General features: G+C 72.1%; 22 protein-coding genes. 14 read left to right on the top strand and 8 right to left on the bottom strand.

Going from position 1 to position 23970, the window contains the following annotated elements:
• The first annotated feature begins 110 nt into the window (after positions 1–110).
• Together acsA and FCH28_RS04250 are read left to right on the top strand one after the other, a co-directional pair.
• The gene (gene acsA, locus FCH28_RS04255; protein WP_136738259.1) at positions 111–1904 is read left to right on the top strand and encodes an acetate--CoA ligase; all 1794 of its coding nucleotides are present in this window, start codon (positions 111–113) and stop codon (positions 1902–1904) included.
• Positions 1901–3223, top strand: a complete 1323-nt coding sequence (locus FCH28_RS04250; RefSeq protein WP_136738258.1) for a dihydrolipoamide acetyltransferase family protein — start codon at positions 1901–1903, stop codon at positions 3221–3223. Before acsA ends, FCH28_RS04250 begins: the two co-directional genes overlap by 4 nt.
• 30 nt (positions 3224–3253) lie before the next feature.
• On the opposite strand, the gene FCH28_RS04245 is transcribed toward FCH28_RS04250, so the two are convergent.
• Positions 3254–4324, bottom strand: coding sequence for a universal stress protein (locus tag FCH28_RS04245; protein ID WP_246102345.1), 1071 nt, complete (start codon positions 4322–4324; stop codon positions 3254–3256).
• Positions 4325–4403: 79 nt separating this feature from the next.
• On the opposite strand from FCH28_RS04245, the gene FCH28_RS04240 reads away from it, so the two are divergent.
• On the top strand, positions 4404–5300 hold the full coding sequence (locus FCH28_RS04240; protein ID WP_136738257.1) for a universal stress protein: 897 nt from the start codon (positions 4404–4406) through the stop codon (positions 5298–5300).
• Positions 5301–5345: 45 nt separating this feature from the next.
• On the opposite strand, the gene FCH28_RS04235 is transcribed toward FCH28_RS04240, so the two are convergent.
• Positions 5346–6230: a universal stress protein gene (locus FCH28_RS04235; protein ID WP_136738256.1), complete on the bottom strand. Its 885-nt coding sequence runs from the start codon at positions 6228–6230 to the stop codon at positions 5346–5348.
• A gap of 463 nt (positions 6231–6693) precedes the next feature.
• Here FCH28_RS04235 and FCH28_RS04230 point away from each other — a divergent pair, with 463 nt between their 5' ends.
• Positions 6694–8340, top strand: coding sequence for a sensor histidine kinase (locus tag FCH28_RS04230; RefSeq protein ID WP_187363750.1), 1647 nt, complete (start codon positions 6694–6696; stop codon positions 8338–8340).
• 38 nt (positions 8341–8378) lie between these two features.
• Here FCH28_RS04230 and FCH28_RS04225 read toward each other — a convergent pair whose 3' ends face one another.
• Together FCH28_RS04225 and FCH28_RS04220 are read right to left on the bottom strand one after the other, a co-directional pair.
• On the bottom strand, positions 8379–9095 hold the full coding sequence (locus FCH28_RS04225; RefSeq protein ID WP_136738255.1) for a response regulator: 717 nt from the start codon (positions 9093–9095) through the stop codon (positions 8379–8381).
• Between the two features lie 105 nt (positions 9096–9200).
• Positions 9201–10508, bottom strand: coding sequence for a globin domain-containing protein (locus tag FCH28_RS04220; RefSeq protein ID WP_136738254.1), 1308 nt, complete (start codon positions 10506–10508; stop codon positions 9201–9203).
• Positions 10509–10846: 338 nt separating this feature from the next.
• Here FCH28_RS04220 and FCH28_RS04215 point away from each other — a divergent pair, with 338 nt between their 5' ends.
• Positions 10847–11743 (top strand): hypothetical protein, encoded by an 897-nt coding sequence (locus tag FCH28_RS04215; RefSeq protein WP_136738253.1) that lies wholly within the window; start codon positions 10847–10849, stop codon positions 11741–11743.
• A gap of 118 nt (positions 11744–11861) precedes the next feature.
• On the opposite strand, the gene FCH28_RS04210 is transcribed toward FCH28_RS04215, so the two are convergent.
• The gene (locus tag FCH28_RS04210; RefSeq protein ID WP_136738252.1) at positions 11862–12791 is read right to left on the bottom strand and encodes a universal stress protein; all 930 of its coding nucleotides are present in this window, start codon (positions 12789–12791) and stop codon (positions 11862–11864) included.
• A 228-nt stretch (positions 12792–13019) separates the two neighbouring features.
• Here FCH28_RS04210 and FCH28_RS04205 point away from each other — a divergent pair, with 228 nt between their 5' ends.
• From FCH28_RS04205 to FCH28_RS04185, 5 genes are all read left to right on the top strand, one after another.
• Positions 13020–14366, top strand: coding sequence for a nicotinate phosphoribosyltransferase (locus FCH28_RS04205; protein ID WP_136738251.1), 1347 nt, complete (start codon positions 13020–13022; stop codon positions 14364–14366).
• 34 nt (positions 14367–14400) lie between these two features.
• Complete coding sequence (locus tag FCH28_RS04200; protein ID WP_136738250.1) at positions 14401–15099, top strand: hypothetical protein; 699 nt, start codon at positions 14401–14403, stop codon at positions 15097–15099.
• 56 nt (positions 15100–15155) lie between these two features.
• Complete coding sequence (locus FCH28_RS04195) at positions 15156–16259, top strand: M20 family metallopeptidase (RefSeq protein WP_136738369.1); 1104 nt, start codon at positions 15156–15158, stop codon at positions 16257–16259.
• Positions 16260–16394: 135 nt separating this feature from the next.
• Positions 16395–17111, top strand: coding sequence for a lysophospholipid acyltransferase family protein (locus tag FCH28_RS04190; protein WP_136738249.1), 717 nt, complete (start codon positions 16395–16397; stop codon positions 17109–17111).
• Positions 17112–17262: 151 nt separating this feature from the next.
• On the top strand, positions 17263–18096 hold the full coding sequence (locus FCH28_RS04185) for a TIGR02452 family protein (protein ID WP_136738248.1): 834 nt from the start codon (positions 17263–17265) through the stop codon (positions 18094–18096).
• 115 nt (positions 18097–18211) lie between these two features.
• On the opposite strand, the gene FCH28_RS04180 is transcribed toward FCH28_RS04185, so the two are convergent.
• Positions 18212–19804 carry an alpha/beta hydrolase gene (locus FCH28_RS04180; RefSeq protein WP_136738247.1) on the bottom strand — a complete coding sequence of 531 codons (1593 nt, stop codon included), beginning with the start codon at positions 19802–19804 and terminating at the stop codon, positions 18212–18214.
• Between the two features lie 396 nt (positions 19805–20200).
• Between FCH28_RS04180 and FCH28_RS04175 the strand changes: the two genes are divergently transcribed.
• From FCH28_RS04175 to FCH28_RS04160, 4 genes are all read left to right on the top strand, one after another.
• A complete protein-coding gene (locus tag FCH28_RS04175; RefSeq protein ID WP_136738246.1) occupies positions 20201–20584 on the top strand; it encodes a roadblock/LC7 domain-containing protein in 384 nt (127 codons plus the stop codon).
• 3 nt (positions 20585–20587) lie between these two features.
• Positions 20588–21439: a hypothetical protein gene (locus FCH28_RS04170; RefSeq protein WP_136738245.1), complete on the top strand. Its 852-nt coding sequence runs from the start codon at positions 20588–20590 to the stop codon at positions 21437–21439.
• Between the two features lie 94 nt (positions 21440–21533).
• A complete protein-coding gene (locus FCH28_RS04165) occupies positions 21534–21914 on the top strand; it encodes a roadblock/LC7 domain-containing protein (protein ID WP_136738244.1) in 381 nt (126 codons plus the stop codon).
• Positions 21915–21990: 76 nt separating this feature from the next.
• Positions 21991–22365 carry a roadblock/LC7 domain-containing protein gene (locus FCH28_RS04160; RefSeq protein WP_136738243.1) on the top strand — a complete coding sequence of 125 codons (375 nt, stop codon included), beginning with the start codon at positions 21991–21993 and terminating at the stop codon, positions 22363–22365.
• 49 nt (positions 22366–22414) lie between these two features.
• Here the strand turns inward: FCH28_RS04160 and FCH28_RS04155 are convergent, their stop codons facing one another.
• Together FCH28_RS04155 and ureG are read right to left on the bottom strand one after the other, a co-directional pair.
• Entirely contained in the window at positions 22415–23257 is an 843-nt protein-coding gene (locus FCH28_RS04155; protein WP_136738242.1) for an urease accessory protein UreD, read from the bottom strand.
• Positions 23254–23949: an urease accessory protein UreG gene (ureG, locus tag FCH28_RS04150; protein WP_136738368.1), complete on the bottom strand. Its 696-nt coding sequence runs from the start codon at positions 23947–23949 to the stop codon at positions 23254–23256. Before ureG ends, FCH28_RS04155 begins: the two co-directional genes overlap by 4 nt.
• Positions 23950–23970 lie beyond the last annotated feature (21 nt).

Below are 23970 nucleotides of genomic sequence, written 5' to 3'. Positions count from 1 at the left end.
TCCAAGGAGCGGGCCACCCCCGCTCAGCCCCGGGCTGGGGCCCTTCGGCCTATGCGTGGCGTGCGGCGTTCCGTGACCGTGGAAGCAGGGAGCGGAAGGAGCGAGCCGCCATGACGTGGGAGACGATCCGCAAGAACGCCGCGCCGCGCGTCGCACCGAACCTCGCCGACTACGACCGGGCCCGGCTGGCCTTCACCTGGGCGCAGGCCAGGGCGTCGCTCGCGGGACTGCCCGGGGGCGGCGGTCCGAACATCGCCTATGAGGCCGTCGACCGGCACTTGGCCGCGAGCCAGGGCGGGAAGGCGGCGTTGCGCTGTATCGCGCGGGACGGTTCCGTCTCCACCGTCACCTACGCCGAGCTGGCGCGCCGTACCGCGCGGTTCGCCCAGGTGCTGCGCTCGCTCGGAGTCGGCCGTGGCGACCGGGTGTTCACCCTGCTCGGCCGCCGCCCCGAGCTGTTCACCGCCGTACTGGGCACATTGAAGAACACCAGCGTGCTGGCGGCGCTGAGCCCCGCGTTGCGCCCCGGCCCGGTCGTCCAGCGGCTGCGGCTCGGCGATGCGCGGGTGCTGGTGACCAGCCGGGCGCTGTACCGGCGCAAGGTCGCGGACCACCAGGCGGCGCTGCCCGGCCTCGCGCACGTCCTGATCGTCGGGCCGGGCGCCGAGGAACTGCCGGGCTCGCTCTCCTACGACGCGCTGATGGCCGACACACCGGACCGCTTCATCACCCCGCCGACCGCTCCCGAAGACGCCGCGCTGCTGCACTTCACCAGCGGAACCACCGGCGAGCCCAAGGGCGTACTGCATGTCCACGGAGCGGTGATCGCCCATGACGCCACCGCCGCCACCGCCCTCGATCTGCGCCCCGACGACGTCTATTGGTGCACCGCGGACGCGGGCTCGGTCACGGGGATGTCCTACGGCGTCATCGCGCCGCTCGCCCGCGGTGCGACACTCGTCGTCGACGAAGACGACCGCGGCGAAGACGACCTCGGCGGGATCCTCGCCGGACAGCGGGTCAGTGTCTGGTACACCGATCCCCGCTCCGTGCGGACGCTGATGCGCGCCACAGGGCGACGGGGCCAGCGCGCCAGGACGGACTCCTACGACCTGTCGGCGCTGCGTTTCCTCGCGTCGGCCGGCGAGCCGCTCACCCCCGAGGCCGTGGTGTGGGGCCGGGACGTCCTGGGGCTGCCCGTGCACGACAACTGGTCGCAGACGGAGACCGGTTGCATCATGATCGCCAACCTGGCGGCCTGCGAGATCCGGCCGGGCTCGATGGGCCGGCCGCTGCCCGGTGTCGAGGCGGCGGTACTGGAACTCGGCGAGGACGGCCGCGCGAGGCTCGCCGACGGCCGGGTGACGGTGCTCGAAAACCCGGATATCGAGGGCGAGTTGGCGCTGCGCCCCGGCTGGCCGTCGATGTTCCGCGGCTATCTGCACGACACGGCGCGCTACGCGGCCGCGTTCGCCGACGGCTGGTATCTGACCGGTGACATCGTCAGGCGCGACAAGGACGGCTGGTACTGGTTCGTCGGGCGCGCCGACGACGTCATCACGTCGGCGGGCCGTCTGATAGGCCCGTTCGAGGTCGAGAGCGCGCTGACGGGGCACCCGTCCGTCGCCGAGGCAGGGGTGATCGGGCGGCCGGATCCGGCGGCGGGCAGCGTCGTCAAGGCGTTTGTGTCGGTGCGCCCAGGTGTGCAGCCGACGCCGGCACTGGAGCGGGAACTGCTGGCCTTCGTCCGCCGGAGGCTCGGTCCTGCCGTGGCGCCCAGGGAGATCGCCTTCGAACGGGACCTGCCCAGGACCCACAGCGGCACGGTCCTGCGGCGGCTGCTGCGCGCCCGTGAACTCGGGCTGCCCTCCGGTGATCTGTCCACCCTGGAGGGATCCGCATGAGCACCTCCCCGTATGCCAGGTTCACCATGCCGTCCCTCGGCGCCGGAGTGGAGGCGGGGACGTTGCGGGAGTGGCTGGTGGGGCCAGGGGACGAGGTGCGTACCGGCGACCCGGTGGCTGTCGTCGAAACCTCGGACGCCACCGTGGAGGTGAGGTGCTCCGCCGCCGGGACGGTGGAGCGGGTGCTCGTCGAGCCGGGTGCGTCGGTGCCGGTGGGGACCCCTCTCGCGTGGATCGACCCGGCGGAGGAGACGAGGGAGGAGAGCGAGGAGGAGAAGGCCGGCGGGGAGTTGGCGCACACCGAGGTGGGCCCCTTGATCCGGCATCTCGCCGAGCGGCGGGGCGTCGACCTGGACGCCGTCCATGGGTCCGGGCGCGGCGGCCGCGTCACCCGGGCCGACGTCGACCAGGCCGTGGACGCCGTCACGCCGCCGCCGCAGATTCCGGCGACCCCGCTCGCCCGGCGGCTCGCCGAGGTCTTCTCCGTCGATCTGGGCGCGGTGCGGGGAACCGGCACGCACGGCGCCGTCCGGGCTTCGGATGTCCGCAGGGCCGCCGCCGGCCGGTCGGCCGGGACGAAAGCCGCGCAGGAAGCCGCGCCGGAGGCCGGGCGGGCAGCCGGCCGGAGCACGGTGCGCGAAGCCGCTCGGAGAGCCGGGCCGTCGGCCGGCACCGACCGGGAAGGCGCCCGCGTCCCCCGTATCCCCCACGTTCCGCACTACCGCCTCTCCACGACCATCGACATGACCACGGCGATCGGCTGGCTCAACGAACACAACCGGGGCCGTCCGGCCGCCGAACGGCTGCCGCCCTCGGCCCTGCTGTTCAAGGCGGCCGCGCTCGCGGCCCGGGAGGTCCCGGAGCTCAACGGCTTCTGGACCGGCGACCGGTTCACGGCGGGCACCGGCGTACACCTGGGGGTGACCGTGCCGCTGCCCGGCGGCGGGCTGGTCGCGCCCGCGTTGCACAACGCCGACACCCTCCAACTCCCGCGCCTGATGGCCGACTTGACGGACCTGGTCACCCGTGCCCGTACCGGCGGGCTACGCGGATCCGAGGTGTCCGATGCCACGATCACCGTCACCGAGCTGGGTGACCTGGGCGTGGAGTCCGTGTTCGACGTGGTCCGGTCGCCGCAGGTGGCCCTGGCGGGCTTCGGACGCGTCGTCGAACGGCCGTGTGCGGTGGACGGTGTGATCGACGTACGCCCCGTGGTCACGGCCACCCTGTCGGCGGACCGACGGGCGACCGACGCGGCCACCGGCGCCCGCTATCTCCAGGCGGTCGACCGCTGTCTGCAGCGCCCGGAAGAGCTGTGAAGGCGCGTACGGAGAAGCCCGGGGCCGTCATCACCCGAGGTGCGTCGCCGGTTGCCCCGGGACGACCACCAGCGGGCACGGAGCCAGATGTACCAGGGTGCGGCTGACGGAGCCGAGGATCATGCCGCGGAACCCGCCGTGGCCACGCGACCCGACGACCAGGCAGCGCGCTCCGGTCGCGGCGCCGGCCAGCTTCGCCGCCGGGTGTCCCAGCAGCACGTCCCGCTGTACCGGCACCTCCGGGTATTTCTCCCGCCAGCCGAAGAGCCCCTCGGACGTGTCGGCGAGCGACTCCCCCACGTCCTCGGGCCACTCGCCGTGACTCGGGCGGCGCACCTGGACGGCCCGCAGCGGCACACCCCACAACGCCGCCTCCTCGAACGCGAAGGCCACCGCGGGCGCGGACGCGGCCGAACCGTCCGCCCCCACCACCACGGGGCCGGGCGCCTCCTCGGCCGCCGCCGACCCGAAGGCCAGCACCACCGGACATGGCGGATGCCCGACGAGCGTCTGGCCGATGCTGGCGAAGGTGAACGCCTCGCCCGGCCCCGACGCCCGGTGCGCGCCGATGACCAGCAGCGAAGCGTGCTCGGCTGCCTCCCGCAGCACATGCGACGGTCTGCCGTCGGTCAGCTCCACGGCGATCTCCAGCCCGGCATGGCGCTCCTCCGCCCGCTCCCTCTGGCTGTCCAGAAGCGTCTGCCCGGACGCGCGGAAGTGCGTCGCCCACAGATGCTCGCGTGAGTCGTGCCGGTCCTTCGGTGCGGCTCCCATGGGCCACTCCTGGGCGTGGACCAGGCGGAGCGGCAGCCGCCGGCTGGCCGCGGCGTCCGCGGCCCAGTCCAGCGCTCTGCCCGCGGCCACCGAGCGGGCGACCCCGACTACCACCGGTTTGCGTGCATCGTGGCTGGTCATGTGCCCTCCGCCGTCCTTCCGGGGGTGGTCGTACGGGCGCTGCCGGACGCTTCCTGCCTCCAGCTTCGCGGCGCAGATCACCGGCCGCATGGGCCGACCGGTCCCGTCCGGGACCTTCGGCCCCTGCCCCGGGTGACGGCGGCGTACGACCGTGGTGGTCTGGGACGCTCGGGCCGGGAGGCTCACGCCGAGAGGCTGAGGCACACGGCTTGAAATAGGCTGGCAGGCAGTCACCGGCGAGCTATTTGCGAGGGCCGCGGTGGATATGACGACACCTTCGACACCTTCCGCAGGACACCGGCCGATCGTCGTCGGCGTCGAGGCCGGCACCCGGCATCGGGTGCCCCTGGCGTGGGCCGCGGACGAGGCGCGGCGGCGCGGGGTGCCGCTGACCGTGGTGCACGCGCAGGGACGGCCCACCGTGGCGGTCACCGAGGCACAGCCGTTGCCGTCCTGGCAGGAGTGGCAGCACGCCTTGCACCGCTCGGGCGAGCACACCCTCAGCGAGGCGGTCACCTTCGCCGAGAAACGCCATCCGGAACTGACCGTGATGGGACTGCTCTCCGAGGGCGAACCGTCGTGGGTGCTGCGTGAACAGGGGCCCGGGGCCGAGATGATCGTGCTCGGTTCCTCGTTCCTCTCCGCGCGGCAGGAACTCTTCACCTCCGCCGCCGTGGCACTGCCCGTCATGGCCCATGCGCGGTGTCCCGTAGTGGTGGTGCGGGAATGGGAACACACCGTCCAGGAACGGCCGTACCTGGTGGTCGGCGTCGACGGCAGCCCGACCGCGCAGGCCGCCATCGACTTCGCATTCGAGGAGGCGGCACTGCGGGGTGCGATGGTGCGCGCCATCTACGTGTGGCATCCGCCGCTGCTCGGCAATCTCGACGAGGACGCCGCCTGGCGGGAGTGCCGTGCGGTGCTCTACGAGGCGGTCTCCGGGCGGACGGAGAGCTATCCCGATGTCGAGCTGCACCATGAGGTGATGCCCGGCCATCCGGTGGAAGTGCTGGTCAGGGAGTCGCGGCACGCGCTCGCCCTGGTGACGGGGACCAGGGGCCGCGGCGGTTTCGCCGGCATGCTGCTGGGCTCGGTGAGTCAGGGGGCACTGCATCACGCGCAGTGCCCGGTCGTCACGGTGCCGCGCCCGCCGGGTTGGTAGTCGGCAGGCTTGTCACATACACCGGGTCAGCCGCGCATGTCCGGCTCAGTCGTGCGGGACGACCGCCACCGGGCAGCACGCATGGTGCAGTGCCGCATGTGCGACGGGGCCGAGTCTCATCGGAGATCGATGTGTGCGCCGCCCGACGACGAGCAGCCCGGCGCAGCCGGCCGCGCCCAGCAACACCGGTGCGGCCGAACCGCTTTCGACGTGCTGGATCACTTCGACACCGGGGAACTTCCGCTGCCAGGGCGCCAGCGTTTCGGCGAGTGCCCGTTCCTCACCCGACGTGAACAGCGTGACCTCGTCGGGCAGCGTGGGAGGAGCGGTCGGGACGGGACTGACGATCGTGGGCGGCCCCCACGCGCGTACGGCGCGCAGCGTTCTGTGATGCGTATCGGCGGCGGTGAAGGCGAATTCGAGTACGGCCTCGCCGACCGGGGGCACATCCTGCACCCCGACCACGATCTCCGCCTCCGCGTCCCCCGCCTGCGCGTCCTCGGGCGTACAACTCTCCTTCACCCGCACCGTCACCACCGGGCACTCCGCCCGGCCGAGCACGTGCAGGCTGACCGAGCCGAGCAGAAAGCCCGCGAGCGCGCCGCGGCCGCGTGAGCCGAGCACCATCAAGGTCGCCTGCCCGCAGTGGTCCACCAACGCCTGTACGGCGGGCTCGGTGACCTGCTCCGTCGTGATGGCGAGTTCCGGGTACAGCTTGTGCGCGATTTCGTCGGCCTCGTCGATGATCCGGTCCCGGTAGTGCTGCCTTTCGGTGCCCTCGTGGGTGTGGGGGGTGTCCGGTGGCTGAGGGCCCCAGGAGTGCAGCAGGTGCAGCACGAGGCCGCGTGCCGAGGCTTCATGGGCGGCCCAGCGCACCGCGGTCAGACTTGCCTCGGAACCGTCGAGCCCTACGACGACGGGCGCTGCCATGACCCACCTCCAGCCCGCGAGAGGACGGCCGGCCCACGAGAGGACGGCCTCCCCGCCTCCAGCATCACGGACGGGGTGACCGGGCGCATGGGCCGAGCGGCCCTCCCCCGCAGCGACCGGACCCGATGGCTGGATACCTCGCCTGACCTGCACGTAATCGCCGGGCCACGCAGCCTGTGCCATACGCTGCTGCTGCCGAGGACCGGTCCGGTGAGAAGGCGTTTCCCGGACGAAGTCAGAAGCTCGGATGCAGTCAGAGGCTCGGATGGAGTCGGAAGAAGAGACGAAGGCAGGTGTGCAGGCAGGCATGTCCGAAGCGTTACCCCACCCCGTACCGACATCGGCAGCCCCACCGCCATCCGCATCCACATCGCCGCCGGCCTCGCCACCCCCCTCCCCGCCGCCCTCGCCGTGGCCGCGGCTCGACGTACCGGACCGGATCCACAGCCTTCTCGCCGCCGTCATGGACTTGGGACGCGGCCTTGAACTCCCCCAGGTGCTGCGGGGCATCGTCGAAGCGGCGGTCACCCTCGCCGACGCCGAGTACGGCGCGCTGGGCGTGGTCGGCGACGGCCAGCGGCTGTCCGAGTTCCTGCCGGTGGGCATGGCCGACGACCTCGTGGCCCGGATCGGCCGGACGCCCTGCGGGCGCGGCATCCTCGGCGAGCTCATCCGCAATCCCGAGCCGCTGCGGCTCACCGACCTCACCCGGCATCCGAGCAGTTACGGCTTCCCCGAGCACCACCCTCCGATGCGCACCTTCCTGGGCGTGCCCGTCCGCGTACGGGACGAGGTCTTCGGCAATCTCTACCTCACCGAGAAGCGCGGTGGCGGAGGGTTCGACGCCGACGACGAGAAGGTCCTCACCACCCTCGCCATCGCGGCCGGGGTCGCGATCGACAACGCGCGGATGTACCACGACAGCCGCCGCCGGGAGCGCTGGCGCGAGGCGCTCGGTGAGATCACCAGCAGTCTGCTCGCCGGGAGCGAGGTGAGCCGGGTGCTCCGGTTGATCGCCCGGCGGGCGATGGAGGTCGCCGACGCGGACCTGGCCGCCGTGCTGCTGCCGGACAGCGACGAAGGCCGGCTCGCCGTACGGGTGGCGCTCGGCCGTGGCGCCGAGCTGCTCCAGGGGACGACGGTTCCCGCGCTGGGGTCGCTGGCCGGGCTGGCCACCCGTACCAAAGCACCCGTGGTCAGCGCGGAGCTCGGCGTCGATTCCCGTGCGTACGCGCCCGAAGGCGGCGGTGACGGCGGGCACGGCGGCGATGCCGGCGGCGGGCAGGCCGACGGTCCCACGGTGGCGGTGCCGCTGCCGCTCGATGCCGCCGCCTGCGGCGCGCTGCGGCTGAGCCGACGGGCCGGCCGTCCGGCCTTCGACGACTCCGAGGTGACGCTGATCTCCGGCTTCGCCGATCAGGCCGCGATCGCCCTGGAACTCGCCCGGCGCCGCGCCGAGTCCGAGGAGCTGGCCGTACTGCACGACCGCGACCGGATCGCCCGCGACCTGCACGATCTGGCGATCCAGCGGCTGTTCGCCACCGGTATGACGCTGCAGAGCGCCGCCCGCATGATCGAGCGCCCCGATGCGGCCGAGCGGGTCTCGCGCGCGGTGGACGACCTGGACACCACCATCAAGATCATCCGTTCGACGATCTTCGAGCTGCGCACCGACGCCACCGGGGACGGCCGCGGCGGTCCGCGCCTGCGCCGCCGTATGGCCGAGGCCGCCCACCTGGCGGGCCAGTCGCTGGGGTTCGCCCCGTCCCTGCGCATCGAGGGGCCGGTGGACTCCAGCGTGCCGGACGAGCTGGCCGAGCAGGTGCTGGCGGTGACCGCCGAGTCACTGAGCAATATCGCCCGGCACTCGCAGGCGCACCGGGCGGATGTGGTCCTCGCCGTGCCCGGAACCGCGGACGTCCTCACGCTCACCGTGGTGGACGACGGCGTGGGCATCGACACCGTCCGCTCCGGCGACTCCGCTGAGCACACCGGCGGGCTGGCCAACATGCGCTCCCGGGCCGAGGAGTACGGCGGCACCCTGACCGTGCGGTGCCCGTCGGACGGCGGCACCCGGATCGTCTGGCGCGTACCACTGCCGGCGGGGTGAGGCGGGCCGGCCCGCCGCCCACCGGGCAGGCCCAGGCCCTACGGGAGTTCTCCCCGCTCCCGTAGGCGCTCGGCGAGGATCGCCGCCTGGACGCGGCGGCCCACTCCCAGCTTGGCGAGGATGGACGAGACCCGGTTCTTGACCGTCTTCTCCGCCAGGTACACCCGCTCGGCGATCTGCCGGTTCGTCAACCCCTCCCCGATCAGCTCCAGGATCTCCAGCTCCCGCGCGGAGAGCCGATCCAACTCCGGTGCGGTGGAGGGATGTTGGCCCGGCTGGGGTCGGCGCAGCCGGGCCATCACCCGCGAGGCCGTCCGGGGGTCCAGCATCGACCTGCCGGTGGCGACCGTACGTACCGCGGTCACCAGGTCGGAACCGCCGATCTGCTTGAGCACATATCCCGCGGCGCCCGCCATGATGGCGTCGAACAACGCCTCGTCGTCATCGAAGGACGTCAGCATCAGACAGGCCAACTCCGGTGTGCGGGCCCGTAGTTCACGGCAGACCTCGACCCCCTCGTGGTCGCTCCCGCCGCTCGCGCCGTCGCCGAGCCGTACGTCCAGCACGGCCACGTGCGGGCGCGTCGCGGGCACGCGGGCCAGCGCCTCGCGGGCGTTCGACGCCTCGCCGGCGACGGTGATGTCCGGCTCGGCTTCGAGCAGATCACGTACGCCCCGGCGCACCACCTCGTGGTCGTCGAGGATGAAGACCCGCAGCGGGGCGGCGGGGGCTGGCTGGGCGGCGTCTGTGTGCATGGATGTGTCGCTCCGTCGGAGGTCTTGTCGCGTATCACTTGTCACGTATGACTTGTCACGTATCGCTTGTCACGTTCGCTTGTCGCGTGTCGGAGGGGGCGGCGGTCAGCGGGCGGGCTGCGGGCGGAGGGCGGGGCTGTGGCGGATCCGGTCGGCGGGCAGGTTCCGGGCGGCCAGCCGGCGTAGCACGGCGGTGACCATGGCGGGCGGGCCGCTGACGTAGGCGAGGTGGCCGGACCAGTCGCCGTGCCGGGCCACCGCTTCTGCCAGCGGGTCGTACACGGCGGCCGCCGGGGCGGCGGGGTCCACGGCGCTCCCGCCGATCACCGGGGTCACCCGTAGCCACGGGCAGCGGTTCGTCAGCCTGGCCAGTTCCGGCCCGTCGTACAGGTCCTCACGACTGCGGGCGCCGAGGAACAGCCGGGCGGTGCGGCCGCGCGTACGCCGGGCCGCCAGCTCCTCCAGCAGGGCCTTGGCGGTGGCCCAGCCGGTTCCGGCGGCCACGATCAGCACGTCCCGCGTCACGTTGTCGTCCAGCGTCATGGTGCCCTGCGGCGGCCCGAGGCGCAGCGCGTCGCCGGGGTGCGTGTGTGCCACCAGGGCCTGGCTCAGCCCGCCGGGACCGGTCCGGCGGATGTGGAACTCCAGCTCCCCGCCCGGGCGGGGAGCGCAGGCGACGGTGTACGGCCGCCAGGCGTGCGGCAGCAGCGGCGACTGCAGGCGGGCGTACTGTCCGGCCCGGTAGGGGTAGGGCTCGGCGGTGCGGACACGGAGCACGGCCAGGTCGGGCCGACGTAAGTGATGCTCCGTCACTTCGGCATTCCAGTAAGGAGGTTCGGCCATGGCGCGGTCGGCGCCGGCCACCATCGCCGCGACGGCGAACCGCAGCATCCGTAACCACGCCTGTTCCAGTTCCTCGGTCCACCGCTCCCCTGCGCGGCGGCGCAGCCCCTCGGCGAGGGCCGCCTCGAACACCTCGTAGTGCACCGGCAGCACGCCCAACTTGCGGTGGTCGCGGCCCAGTCGGGCGCAGAAGGCAGCCACCTCGTCGGGGCGGTGCAGATTCTCGATCAGGTACCGGAAGGCGCGTTCCAGGTGGGCCCGCTGGAATTCCATCGACGCGGGGAACAAACCGCGCAGGTAAGGATGTTGCTCGAACATGGCCGCGTAGAGGTGGTCTATGAGCGCACGGAGGGGGGACACCAGCGGCAGGTGCCGGGTGATCACCTGCTGGTCGGCGGCTCCGTCGTAGGGACTCGCGGTTGCGTCGCAGGCCCCCGGCCGCGGTGCCGACGGACGCTGACGCCGCGGTGCCAACAGCCGCCGACGCAGCCGCATCGCGTCGCGCCGCGCGAGCAGTGCGTGGTACTCGTCGTAGGCCTCGCAGTCGTCATGCTCGCAGTCGTCATGCATTGCGGTTCCTCCCGCTCGCCCTCATGCCGGACGGACCCACCGGCATCGTCCGCCGGCGGACCCGGAAGATCAGTCAACACAGTCCGCGCGCACGGCGGCAGGGCCGAACGGCCCCTGGTGCGCCGCCGACCAGATCGCCTTCACCGGGCAGGCCGGTCCGGGCGCGACCGACCGGCCCGCACGGGCTTCGCCACAGGCCCGGGACCGGACCGCGGAGGCCACCCGCCGCCCACAAATCCCAGGCCCGTCCGCCCACAACCCCGCGGCCCGCCCGCCCGCAACCGCACAGCTCACCCGCCCGACATTGCCAAAGGTGGCATTTCAGGCAAAGTGGATATATGGATACGCGGAGGCGAGGGGTCACCGACGGGGGCGACATCGCGGACGTCGCCGAACGACTGCGCCGCGAACCGCAACCCCGGGACTTCGACCGCGCACCCGACCCGGTGCGCGACTACAAGGCGTCGATGACGCCCGCTCAACGCACCCATGCCATCCGCGAGGTGCTGCACGCCCTCGTGGACCGCATCGGTCCGCCCACCCTGTACGGCGGGAGCGCCTACGGCCCGACCATCCGCTGGCGGACCGACGAGCAGATCCTGCTGCTCGACCACGGCATCGCCTGCCTGCAGGTTTCGGTACGGCACACCGCGGAGCTGGAGCGGACCGAGTCCGTCCGCTTCGGACGCGGGGTGGGCGACGCCGAGGACCAGGTGTCGTTCTTCAGCAGCCTGCCGTACTTGTGGCAGCTGTATCGCGACGGTCCGGGCACCCTCCCGAGGGACTTTCCTGCGACGTCGGCGGCTCCGGACTGGCATCGGCTGGAGGAGTCCGTGGAGAGCATCCTGTGGGCGTGGTCGGAGCAGTTGCCGGCGCAGGTCGGGGACGAGGAGTCGGCGGCGTTCAACATCGTCAACCACAAGGACGGTGACCGGCCCCTCTCGGTCGGATACAGCCCGGAGGGCGTGTTCCTGGTGGTCGACGACCGGGACGCACCGGAGGGCGAGGACCACCGGGCCATGATGGAGCGCCGGGGCTGGCAGGTCGCCGTTCACGGCTGGTGGGAGGCCACCTTCCCGGAGCCGGGCTGGGAGAGCGCCGCTGCGGCGGCCCGGATGGCCGTCGCGGAGGTGCGCTCGCGAGGGGCTCTCACACCGCGGGACCTCGGCGCGGCCGACATCAGCTGCGCGGACCGGGGGCTGCTGATGCTGCCGGGCCTGGGAATCAGCCACTGAGCACACACGTCGGTCAGTTGCGCGCTCAGTCCCAGGGTCAGTTGTCCGCTCGGTCCCAGTCGGTCGGTTGCGCTTGCGGTCGATTGCGCTCAGTCATGCGGGACGACGGCCACCGCGCTCAGTCATGCGGGACGACGGCCACCGGGCACGGCGCATGATGCACGGCCGCATGCGCGGCGGGTCCGATCCGCGGTGTCAGGCCGGCCCGGTGCCTGCGCCGGCCGATCACCAGCAGATCGGCGCCTTCCGCCGCCCCGACGATGGCCCTGGCCGCGCTTTCCAGCCGGACGTCCTCGGTCACCGCCACATCCGGGAACCGGTCCCGCCACGGGCGGAGCGCCTGCCCGAGCTCGCCGAGGGCCTCCTCCCTGATCTCCTTCGAGACGTCGGGGTCGACACCCCAGGGCACGAACGCCTGGACCGGCAGGCTGCGTCCATGGACGGCCTTGAGGGGCACACCTCGTTGCACGGCGGCGGCGAAGGCGAAGTCGAGCACCGTGTCGCAGGGGCCGCGCAGACCGAGCCCGACGACCACTCCACCGGTATGGACGGGCGACGGCTCCGCTTCGTGCATTCCCACGCGGACCAGCACCACCGGACGCTCGGCACGCGCCACGACATGCATGCTGACATCGCCGAGGAAGTAGCTTTCGACGCTCTCCAGGCCTCGCGAGCCGAGGACGAGCAGCTGTGATTCCACAGCCGCGCGCAACAGCGCGGTGGCGGGCTCCTCGGCGACCAGGTCCACCGTGACCGACAGCCCTGGATGGCGCCCCTGGAGCTCCGCCTGCGCGTCGCCGACGATCCGCCGCGCCCAGTAGTTCTGGTCCATCTCGGCGGGGACGTCCGTCGGCTCGGGGGACAGCAGGATCCAGGCGTGCAGCAGACGCACGGTGAGCTGCCGGCGCTCGGCTTCGCGGGCGGCCCAGCGGGCGGCGGCCAGGCTCTCGGGTGAGCCGTCGAGGCCGACAGTGACGACCGATTCCGTGGCGATCGGCTCAGCGGTGTTCGGCTCCGCGGCGACTGGTTCCGTGGCGGCGGGTTCCATGGCGACTGCCTCCGTCTCGTCCGATACCGGATCACGGTCCGCCTTCCAGCGTGGCCCGTGCGCCCGGGATCGGCGACAGGGGCCATTGGTCCCTGCCGGTGGCCGTGCGGGCCCTACCCGGGACCTTTGGCCCCGTGACTGCGCTCCCCGGATGTCCGACCGTGGTGAGGGCAGACCCAGACGCGCGCGGGGGCCGTCTCTGGGGCGAGGAGGTGCGGAGGTGCGTCCATGTCGCAGGCAACCACCACCGATCTGTACGAAGTGACGATGGCGATGTCGTACCTGCGGGAGGGGATGACCCGCCCGGCGACGTTCAGTCTCTTCGTCCGCGACCTGCCGCCCGGCCGTGGGTTTCTCGTCGCCGCGGGTCTGGAGTCCGCGCTGGACTTCCTGGCGGAGCTCCGCATCAGGCCCGCCGATGTGGAGGCGTTCGCCACGGCACTCGGCCGGCCCGTCCGCGACCTGTCGGCGCTGCGCGGGCTGCGGTTCACCGGCGAGGTGCGGGCGGTGCCGGAGGGCCGCATCGTGCTCGCCGGTGAGCCGCTGCTGGAGGTCACCGCGCCGCTCCCGCAGGCGCAGCTGGTGGAGACGTATCTGCTCAATCAGGTCAGCCACCAGACCGCCATCGCTTCGAAGGCCGCCCGGTGTGTGCTGGCCGCGGCGGGGCACCCGGTCGTGGACTTCTCACTGCGGCGCACGCACGGCATCGAGGCCGGTTTCCAGGCCGCCCGGCTGGGTGCCCTGGTGGGATTCGCCGGAACCAGCAATGTGGCGGCGGCGACCGCCGTCGGGGTGCCCGCGGTGGGCACGATGGCCCACTCGTACGTGGAGGCGTTCGCCTCCGAGGAGGAGGCGTTCCGCGCCTTCGCACGGGCCCACCCGGGACCTGTGACGCTCCTGGTGGACACCTACGACACGGAGGAGGGCGTGCGTACGGCGGCGCGCGTGCTGCGGGACCTCGGCCGCACCACCGGCTCGGCGGTCCGGCTCGACAGCGGCGACCTCGGCTCGCTGGCGGTGCGGGCGCGCGGCATCCTCAACGCCGCCGGGCTGCCGGACGTACGCATCGTCGCCAGCGGCGGCCTCGACGAGTACTCCGTGGACGAGCTGGTGCAGTCCGGGGCGCCGGTGGACACCTATGCCGTGGGCACCCGGGTCGGTGTCGCGGCCGACGCGCCGTATCTGGACTCCGCGTACAAAATGGTCGAGTACGACGGAAACCCGGTGATGAAGCTGTCCTCGGCGAAGGTGACGGCACCGGGAGCGAAGCAGGTGTTCCGCTGCCCCGGGTACGCGGATGTGATCGGCCTCCGGGGCGAGGGGGCTCCCGGACGCGGCCACCGGCTGCTGGAGACGGTGATGCGGGACGGCCGGCGCACTGGGGAGCGCCCGACACTCGAGGAGGAGCAGGCCCGGTTCACCGCCGATCTGGAGGAGTTGCCGCACGCCGCCCTGCGGGTGCGGGCCCCGATCGCCCCCCGGGCCGTACCGTCCCAGCGGCTGAGCACCCTGGTCAGCCAGGTGCGGGGGCGGCTCATCGAGCAGGTGCGGGGATCCGCGCATGAGCGAGCGTAGGAACGAGAAGTGAGCGTATGAAGCGAGCCGGCGCATGAAGGGGAACGAACCGCTCGGCAAGCGGCTCACGGCGCTCCTGGCCGCGGGCGCGCTCGGCGGTTACGGCAAGGCCGTCCGGCCTCGGGTACTGCGCTGGGGCGCGACGGGAGAGGAGGCGTCCCGCACCTTCCCGGGGGACGAGCTGGTGCCGTATCCCGACGGCCAGACCACGATGGCCACGACCCTGCCCGCGCCGCCCGAGGAGGTCTGGGCCTGGCTGCAGCAGATGGGCTGCGACCGGGGCGGCTGGTACAGCTGGGACCGGCTCGACAACGGAGGGCGGCCGAGCGCCTGGAACATCGTGCCGGAGTGGCAGGATGTCAAGGAGGGCCAGCACCTCGACTCGCTGCCGAACGGCAGGGCGTGGTTCACCGCGGCGCTCGTGGATCCGCCCCGGTCACTGGTGCTGCGCGCCGATCTGAGGCTGCCTTCGTGCGAGTCGTTCGATCCGCAGCACTGGCCGCTGCCGCCGGCCTACAGCGGCGGGATCTGGGGATTCCACCTGGAGCCGGCCCCGGGCGGCAAGACCCGCCTCATCGTGCGCACGCGGGGCCGTGGCCGGCCGCGGCCGCTCATGTGGGCCGTCGACCGGTTGATCGGCGAGCCCGTCCACTTCTTCATGCAGAACCACCAGTTCAGGAATCTGCGCGAGCGGGTCGCCGGGGCCGCGGAGGGCACCGGTGAGGACGAGTGAGGACCTGTAGTCGGAGGACGATGATCACGCCTACCGAGTAGCCTGACGGCGTGACCATGAACAAGAGCGTCGAGGTCAGTGTCGACGCGATGATCGAGGACCTCAGGACACTCGTCGAAGTCGAGTCTCCCTCGCGCGATCTCGACGCCCTCACGGCATCGGCCAAAGCCGTCGCCGCTGTGATCGAGAGCCGCCTCGGCGGGCGGGCCGTCCTCGTGGAGAGCGAAGCCGGGCCGCATGTCCACTGGTCGGCCGGAGGCGATCCCCAGGTACTGATCCTCGGTCACCATGACACGGTGTTTCCGCTCGGCACCCTCGAACGCCGCCCGTTCAGGGTCGAGGACGGGCATGCGACCGGTCCCGGGGTCTTCGACATGCTGGGCGGTCTGGTGCAGGCCGTTCATGGTGTGGCGACGCTCGACGACCGGTCCGGCGTCGAGATCCTGGTGACCGCCGACGAAGAGGTAGGCTCCCGCTCCTCCCGGGCTCTCCTCGAGGAACGGGCCCTCGCCTGCGGCGCCGTACTCGTGCTGGAGGGCGCCGCCGACGGCGGAGCCCTGAAGACCGGCCGCAAGGGCTGCGGCACGTTCCGGGTCTCCATCGCGGGCCGGGCCTCACACGCCGGCCTCGAGCCGGCGGCCGGGGTCAACGCCCTGGTCGAAGCGTCGCACCAGGTACTGGATATCGCAGCGCTCGACCGGCCCGACATCGGCACGACCGTCACACCGACCGTCGCGTCAGCGGGGACGCTGGACAACGTCGTCCCCGCGGAGGCGACCGTCATCGTGGACGTCCGGGTCGAGTCGGCCGGCGAGCAGGAACGCATCGAGTCCGCGTTCGCGGCGCTGGCGCCGCACCTCGACGAGGCGGAGGTCGCGGTGCAGGGAGCCGTCGGCCGGCCGCCGATGCCCGAGTCGGCGTCGGCCGAACTCTTCGCGGTGGCGCAGCGGCTGCTGCCCGGCATCGAGGGAAAGGCGGTCGGCGGCGGCAGCGACGGCAACTTCACGGCCGCGCTGGGGGTGCCGACGCTCGATGGCCTCGGAGCGGTGGGCGGCGGTGCGCACGCCGACCACGAGTACTTGGTCGTCGATGCCATGGCCGAGCGGGCGAACCTCGTCGCCGGGCTCGTGAACGCGATTCGGAACTCACCGGCCGGCTGACGCGCCTGACGGGTCCGCGCACTCTCGTAGTTACGCACAACGGCGCATGCCCCTACACTGACCACGCCCGGGATGCCGCGTGACCTGGAACAACGCTGCTGCCCAGGCGATTTGGCGGAGTGGGGGAGCTGAGCCGTGTTCTACCAGGTACTCAAGTACGTCCTTCTCGGGCCGTTGCTGCGGCTGCTGTTCCGGCCCCGGGTCGAGGGCCTTGGGCATGTGCCGGAAGAGGGCGCGGCGATCATCGCGGGTAATCATCTGTCGTTCGCCGATCACTTCGTGATGCCCGCGATCGTGCCGCGCCGGGTGACGTTCCTGGCCAAGGCCGAGTACTTCACAGGCCCCGGTCTCAAGGGGCGGCTGACCGCCGCGTTCTTCCGTGGCATCGGGCAGATCCCGGTGGACCGGTCCGGCGGCCGCGCCTCGCGGGCGGCGATCGACTCGGGTCTCTCCGTGCTCCGCAAGGGCCGGCTGCTGGGAATCTATCCGGAGGGCACCCGCTCGCACGACGGCCGGCTCTACAAGGGCCGGACCGGGGTCGCCGCGATGGCGATCGAGGCGGGGGTGCCGGTGGTGCCGTGCGCGATGATCGGCACGTTCGAGGCGCAGCCGACGGGGCGTCGGCTGCCGCGCATCATGCGGATCGACATCCGCTTCGGCGCGCCGCTGGATTTCTCGCGGTACGCCGGGATGGCCGACGAGCACATCGCGCTGCGCGCCGTCACCGACGAGATCATGTACGCGATCCTCACCCTGTCCGGGCAGGAGTACGTCGACACCTACGCGGGCGAGGCCAAGGCGGAGGCGCAGGCGCGAGCCCGGACCGAGGGCCGGCGCAAGGGCCTGTCCTAGGGCTGTCCTAGGGCTGTCCGATGGGTCGGGGCCGGAAAGGCCCTGGCACGGCGGCTGAACAGGGGCGGCGGGGCGGGCAAAACCCGTCGCGGTGCGGGCCGCCACCCCGTAGCTTGATCACCATGACTGACCGGATACGGGGGTGCCGGCGATGAGCGCCCGGTTGCGCGGCATGGCGCAGGAGACGGAACGGATTGTCGCGGCGGGCCGGTACCGCGCGCCGAGCGGACGGCTGGTGGAGATCGCGGCGGCGGTCGGGAAGGCGCGGGCGGGGACCCGGTTGTACGGCCCGGAGCCGGTCGCCGTACCGGGCGAATCCCCGGGCGCGCGGACGGTGTTCGAGGTGACGGGGGAAGGCAGCCTCACCGCCGGGCGCCGGCTGGCGGCCGAGAGCGACGGGCAGCCCGGCCGGGTGGCCGTACTGAACTTCGCCTCGGCGCGCAATCCCGGAGGCGGCTATCTCAACGGCGCCCAGGCCCAGGAGGAGGCGCTGTGCCGTGGGTCGGCGCTCTACACCTGTGTGCGCGAGGCGCCGGAGTTCTATGCCGCGCACCGGGCCGAGCCGAGCCCGTTCTACAGCGACCGGGTGATCTTCTCCCCCGGTGTGCCGGTGTTCCGTGACGACCGGGGCGCGCTGCTCGAAGTGCCGTACGAGGCGGGCTTCCTGACGGCGGCGGCGCCGAATGCCGGGGTCATCGCGCGGCAGCGGCCGGCCGAGGCGGGGCGGGTGGCGGCGGCGCTGGTGGCCCGCGCGGAACGCGTTCTGGAGGTCGCGGCGGCCGGCGGGCACCGGCAGCTGGTGCTCGGCGCGTGGGGGTGCGGGGTGTTCCGCAACGATCCGGCCGATGTGGCGGGGGCGTTCGCGACCCAGCTGCTGGCGGGCGGCCGCTTCGACGGCTGGTTCGACCGGGTGGTCTTCGCCGTGCTGGACCGCCGGGCGGACTCTCCGACCAGGGCCGCCTTCACCGACGCCTTCGCGGCGTGACACGGCACATGGCCGGGTGTCAGGGCCGATAGCCCCGGACACCCGACCGTACACATGCGGGGGCGGCCGGGGAAAGTCCCCGGCCGCCCCCTGTCCCGTTCCAACGACTCCGGGACTACTTGGCCTTGGCCGGCTCGGGCGTGGCGTGCGGAGCGCACGTCACGTCCTCGGCGTCCGTCTTCCCGGTGAGGAAGTAGCTGTCGACCCGCTCGTTGATGCACGGGTTGACCAGGCCGGTGACGCCGTGCGAACCGGCGTCCTTCTCCGTGATCAGACGGGAGCCCTTGAGCCGCTTGTGCAGCTCGACGGCGCCCTCGTACGGGGTCGCCGCGTCACGGGTGCTCTGCACGATCAGCACGTTCGGCAGACCCTTGCCGGTCTTGACGTCGACCGGTCGCTGCTGCTTGGCCGACCAGGTGGCGCAAGGCAGGTTCATCCAGGCGTTCGACCAGGTCATGAACGGCGCCTGCTGGTGGATCCGGGTGTTGTCCCGGTCCCACGTCTGCCAGTCGGTGGGCCACTTGGTGTCGGTGCACTCGACGGCCGTGTAGACCGCGTTGCCGTTCTCGGACGCGATGTTGCCGGCCTTGTCGTCCAGGTTCGGGCCGGCGTTCTCGATCAGCGGCTTCTCGTCGCCGGCGAGGTACTTGCTCCACACCTCGGCGGTGGAGGCCCACGACGAGTCGTAGTACGGAGCGTTCTGGAAGAATCCGGTCAGCTCGGCCGGTCCGACGACGCCGCCGATCGGGTTCGCCTTCGCGGTCGCGCGGAGCTTCTCCCAGGCCGCCTGGACCTTTTCCGGCGTGTCACCGATGTGGTAGGCCGCGTCGTTCTTGGCCACCCACTTCTTCCAGTCACCCCAACGGGTCTCGAAGGCGATGTCCTGGTCGAGGTTGGCCTGGTACCAAACCTTCTTGCGGGAGGGGTTGACGACGCTGTCGACGAGCATCCGGCGGACATGGTCCGGGAAGAGCGTCGCGTAGACGGCACCCATGTAGGTGCCGTAGGACACGCCGAGGAAGTTGAGCTTCTTCTCCCCCAGCGCGGCGCGGACCACGTCCAGGTCACGGACGGTGTTCGCGGTCGTCATGTACGGCAGGAGGTCGCCGCTGCGCTCGGCGCAGCCGTCGGCGTACTCCTTGGCGAGCTTGCGCTGGGCGAGCTTGTCCGCCTCGCTGTCCGGCACCGGGTCGGCCTTGGGCGCCTTGACGAACTCCTGCGGGTCCACGCAGGAGATCGGCGCGGAGTGGCCGACGCCGCGCGGGTCGAAGCCCACGAAGTCGTACGCCTTCGCGATCTTGGTCCACAGCGGGTTCTTGGTGGTGACGCGGCTCGGGAACCGCATGCCCGAACCGCCGGGGCCACCGGGGTTGTAGACGAGGGAGCCCTGGCGCTCCTTCGTGTCGCCGGTGCTGCGGGCCCGGTCGACGGCGATCTTGATGGTGCGTCCGTTGGGCTTGGCGTAGTCGACCGGAACGGTGACATAGCCGCACTGGATGGGGGTCTTCAGACCCCAGTCGGCGGGGCAGTCCTTCCAGTCGATGCCTTTCTTGGCTGCGCGCGCGGCGGCGGTCTGTACGCCACGCGCTTCCTTCGATGCGCCCTTGTGGTGTTCGCCCGCGCTGGCGGGCGTGGCGGCTATCGCTCCCGCGAGGAGCGTGCCGGTCACCAGGGTGCCGGCGGCGCCGAGCGCTGCTGTTCGTCTCACTTGGTCGATCCCCCTGCTAGGTGCGCCGCTTGTGGCGGCGATGATCACAGAGCTACAGGGGGGATCCTTTCCTCTCGCATCCCTTCCTGAATAGGTTTGACCACCGCGAATCGGCGATTCTTTACCAACCCGTAGGAATTCTTCCGCTTATGGCGGGCCAGGGTGGTGCCCCCCGCGGGCGAACACGCGGCATCGGACGACAACGGGCCGCGGAGGGGCGATAACACGTCAATTGCCGGGGACCCACCGGTAGGGCATGTGCCAGAAGCAATGAGTAGGTAACCTTCCGTGCAGGCTCTCCCACACGCTGCCACGAGGGAGGGCTTCGGCGTTTTCGTCACGGTGCGCACCGAACGCCGCGAGCAGTCCCGTACGAGCAGTCCAGAAGGAGCCGAAGTGCCGGGTATCGATCAGGTGTTGTCCCGAGCGATGGGGATTCCCGGCGTCCTGGGCGCCGGGCTGATCGACTGGACCAGCGGACTGACGCTCGGTACGGCCGGGCGGGCGCCGCACGGCGATCACGAAGCGGCCGCCGCGGACACCGCAGAGGTCGTCCAAGCCGTGGCCCGCAACGCCACGTTCGACACCGCGGGCGGGTCCGCTCCGGATCTGGAGGACCTCATCATCACGGCCGCCGGCAGCTACCACCTCATACGCTTCGTGCACACGGCCTTCGACAGCCAGACGTATCTCTACCTCTGGCTGGACCGCGGGCAGGCCAACCTCGCCGTCGCCCGGCTACGGTTACGCGATCTGGCGGCGGAGCTGGTCGCGGCCTGAGAGATGGCCCTGCCCCTCCCTCCCCGCACACCGCCCGCTTCCGCCGGATTGCTCGAGCGGTTCGCCGCCGAAGGCGTCACCGGCGTTCTCCGCGGCCCGCACGGTTCCTTCTATCTCCTCGACGGCGCGGTCTACTGCGCCGAAGCCGCCACCGCACCGGGGCTCGACGTACGGCTCGCCGCCGCCGGCAAGGTGCCGTCGCACCGCTGGCAGAACGCCGTCGAAACCGCCGGCCCCGACCACCGCGGCGGCCAGTTCCTGGTACGGGAAGGCTGGCTGACCCAGGGCGAGCTGGAGATCTGTCACCTCGGCGCCCTCCTCGACGCCGCCTTCTTCGCGCTGCCGCTGCGGCCCGAGACCACCTCCTTCACCCCCGGCACCGCCCACTGGCTGGGCGTCGTACGGCGGATCAGCGCCGCCGCCCTCCAGCGCGCGACGGCCCGCCGCCGGGCGCTGCTCGACCGGCTGCGCCCCTGGGAGGCGGCCGACACCTCGCCCGTCGTCCCCGTCCCGCCGGGCCGCTCCGGCCCCTCCCCCACCACCGGCCGGCAGCGGCGGCTGCTCGCCCGCGCCGACGGCCGGCACACCCCGACCGAACTCGCCCGCGCCCTGGGCCAGTCCGCATTCGTGACACTGCTCGACATCCGTCGCCTCGCCGCGGCCGGTCTCATCCGGATGCCCCCGGCGACAGCGCTGCCCCGGCGGCGGCCCGGGGCCTGCCTGGACGGGCGTCCCGCGCCCGGCAGCCGCCCCACCCCGACCTGGCAACTCCCGGTCCCGGACATCCTCAGTACCGCCGACCCGGACATCGCCCTCCTGATCCGACTGCGTACGGCACTGGAGGAAAACCTGTGAGACGCAAACCCGTGAAGGCCTGCGCATTTCCGCGACCCTGCGAACCCCGGCCATGAAGACATTGCTCAGAAAGCTCGCCAGAAAAAGGAGACCGATGACGATCGAGCCCCTCTTGCAGGAAGAACTGCTGATGCTGCGGGATCAAGTACGCCATCTGCAGGGCGGAATGGTCGCCAGCGCGGACGGAATGGTCATCGCACACGATCTCCGGGACATCGAACCGGACGGCCTGGCCGCGCTCACCGCCGCGGCCATCGGCGTCGCCAAACGCCTCACCGAGGCGACCGGACAGGGCGGTTTCGAGGAATCCCTGACTCGCGGCACGGACGGCTACATAGCCGCCTACACGGCCGGCCGCCGCGCCGTCCTCACGGCCGTGGCCAGCACCGACACCAACGTGGGTCGACTGCATCTCCAGGCCAGGCGGGCCGCGGAACGCATCGGCGCGATCGTCGACGCCGCACCACGCCGGTAACCGGCCACCCCTTCACAGCAAAACATTCGCATTTTCCACATTCATATTTTTCCAGAATCGAAAGGCATAACCCATCATGGCTCAGATGGAAAACGCTCTCGCCGAAGCGATGTCGACGATCGAGGGCGCCATAGGCGTCGCCCTCGTCGACTACACCAGCGGAATGGCGCTCGCCACGCTCGGCGACAACAACGCCCTTGACCTCAATATCGCCGCGGCCGGAAACACCGATGTGGTACGCGCCAAGCTGCGCACCATGGAAATGCTGGAACTCCAGGGCGCCATTGAGGACATGCTCATCACGCTCACCGCGCAGTACCACATCATCCGGCCGGTGACCGGCAAGGGCAACAACGGTCTCTTCCTCTACCTGGTGCTGGACCGCAAGCGCGCCAATCTCGCACTGGCGCGCCACCGCCTCTCCCGGCTCGAAGCCGAACTGGAGGTGTGACGCACGGGAGGGCGCCCCACCGCACACCGGGCCGCCGGTCCGGGCGCCCTCAGCCGGCCGCGGCGCTCCGGGCGGCCTCCACCGCCTCGGCCGCCTCGTCCAGGAGGCGTCGCAGCTTCAGCGCGTCGGGGGCGACGACGGTGGCCAGGGCCGCGGGACCGGCGAGCGGTGCCAGCACGCCCTGCCCCGCGCCGTCGCCGTCTCCGGCCCCGGGCCGCTCGGCCGCCGCGTCCCCCAGCAGCCGTACGTCGGGCGGTTCGGCCTCCCACTCGGGGTCGGCGACGAGGAGTTGGCCGACCGCGCGATGGCCGTCCAGAACGGCCGAGGTGTCCCAGCCGGGGACACCGGGACCGTAGGCCGTCTCCTGGTCCAGCAGGGTGCGGCCGGCCCGGCGCACCGTCAGCCGGCTGCGCAGGGTCCCCGGCCGCTCGCCGCTGCGGCCCAGCACCTGCTCCTCACGGAGTACGAGGCGTGCGGTGGGGGCCAGGTCGACGGTCGTGGTCATCCGCAGATCGCTGCCCGCGGCGGAGATCAGCGGTTCGGGGAGCCAGTCCAGGCGTGCGCCGTCGGCCACCGTCAACCGTACGTCGTAGGTGGCGGGTTCGCCGGTACGGCCGGGCAGCGCGACGGTCGCCGCGGCGGACGTGATCCGCACCGCCGTCCCGGCCTCGGCGGTGACCTCGATGGCCAGCCGGTCCCCGCCCAGGGGGGCGCTCATGGCGCCGACGACGCACACCCGGGCCTGGTTGCCGTGCGCCCGGAGGCGGCGCAGCGCGAGCGGTCCGTCGCCGTCGAGGACGGGCAGCCGGGTGCTGCCCCGCGCGTCGGCCCGCGCCGTGATCCGCGCGGTGGCTCGCAGGCCGGTGACCGGCCTGGGTGGGCTGGGTGTCATGCCGGGCCCGCGGTCCAGTCCGCCAGCCGCGCGCGGACCCACTCCGCCACGGGCCCGACGCCGTTCTCCGACTTCAGGGCGGTGAAGGCGACGGGCAGTTCGCCGCGCTGCGCCTTGGCGTCGCGCGCCATGCCCGCCAGGTCGACGCCGACGTACGGCGCCAGGTCGGTCTTGTTGATGACGAGGAGGTCGGAGCTGGTGACGCCGGGGCCGCCCTTCCGCGGGATGTCGTCGCCGCCCGCCACGTCGATGACGAAGATCTGGCCGTCCACCAGCCCCTTGGAGAAGGTCGCGGTGAGGTTGTCGCCGCCGGACTCCACGAGGACCAGATCCAGGGGGCCGACCGCCTCCTCCAGGTCCTCCACCGCCTCCAGGTTGGCGGAGATGTCGTCGCGGATCGCGGTGTGCGGACAGGCCCCGGTCTCGACGGCGCTGATCCGCTCGGCGGGCAGCACCGCCTCACGAAGCAGGAACTCGGCGTCCTCACGGGTGTAGATGTCATTGGTGACGACGGCGATGGACAACTCGTCGCGCAGCGCACGACACAGCGCGGCGACGGTCGCGGTCTTGCCGGTGCCGACCGGCCCTCCCAGACCGATGCGCAGGGCCCGGCGGCGGCCGTCCGGGCGTACGGGGTCGGCAGCGCTGTAGGTGTGGCGCTCGGGGAAGGTGTCCTTGTGGTCGAGGTGCATGGTCACTCCGGTGGTTCGTAC

The sequence above is a fragment of the Streptomyces piniterrae genome, assembly GCF_005048155.1.
In the GTDB taxonomy this organism is placed as follows: Bacteria; Actinomycetota; Actinomycetes; order Streptomycetales; family Streptomycetaceae; genus Streptomyces; species Streptomyces piniterrae.
Note: the sequence above shows the minus strand (reverse complement) of the source record. Positions and strands in the feature narration are given on the sequence as shown.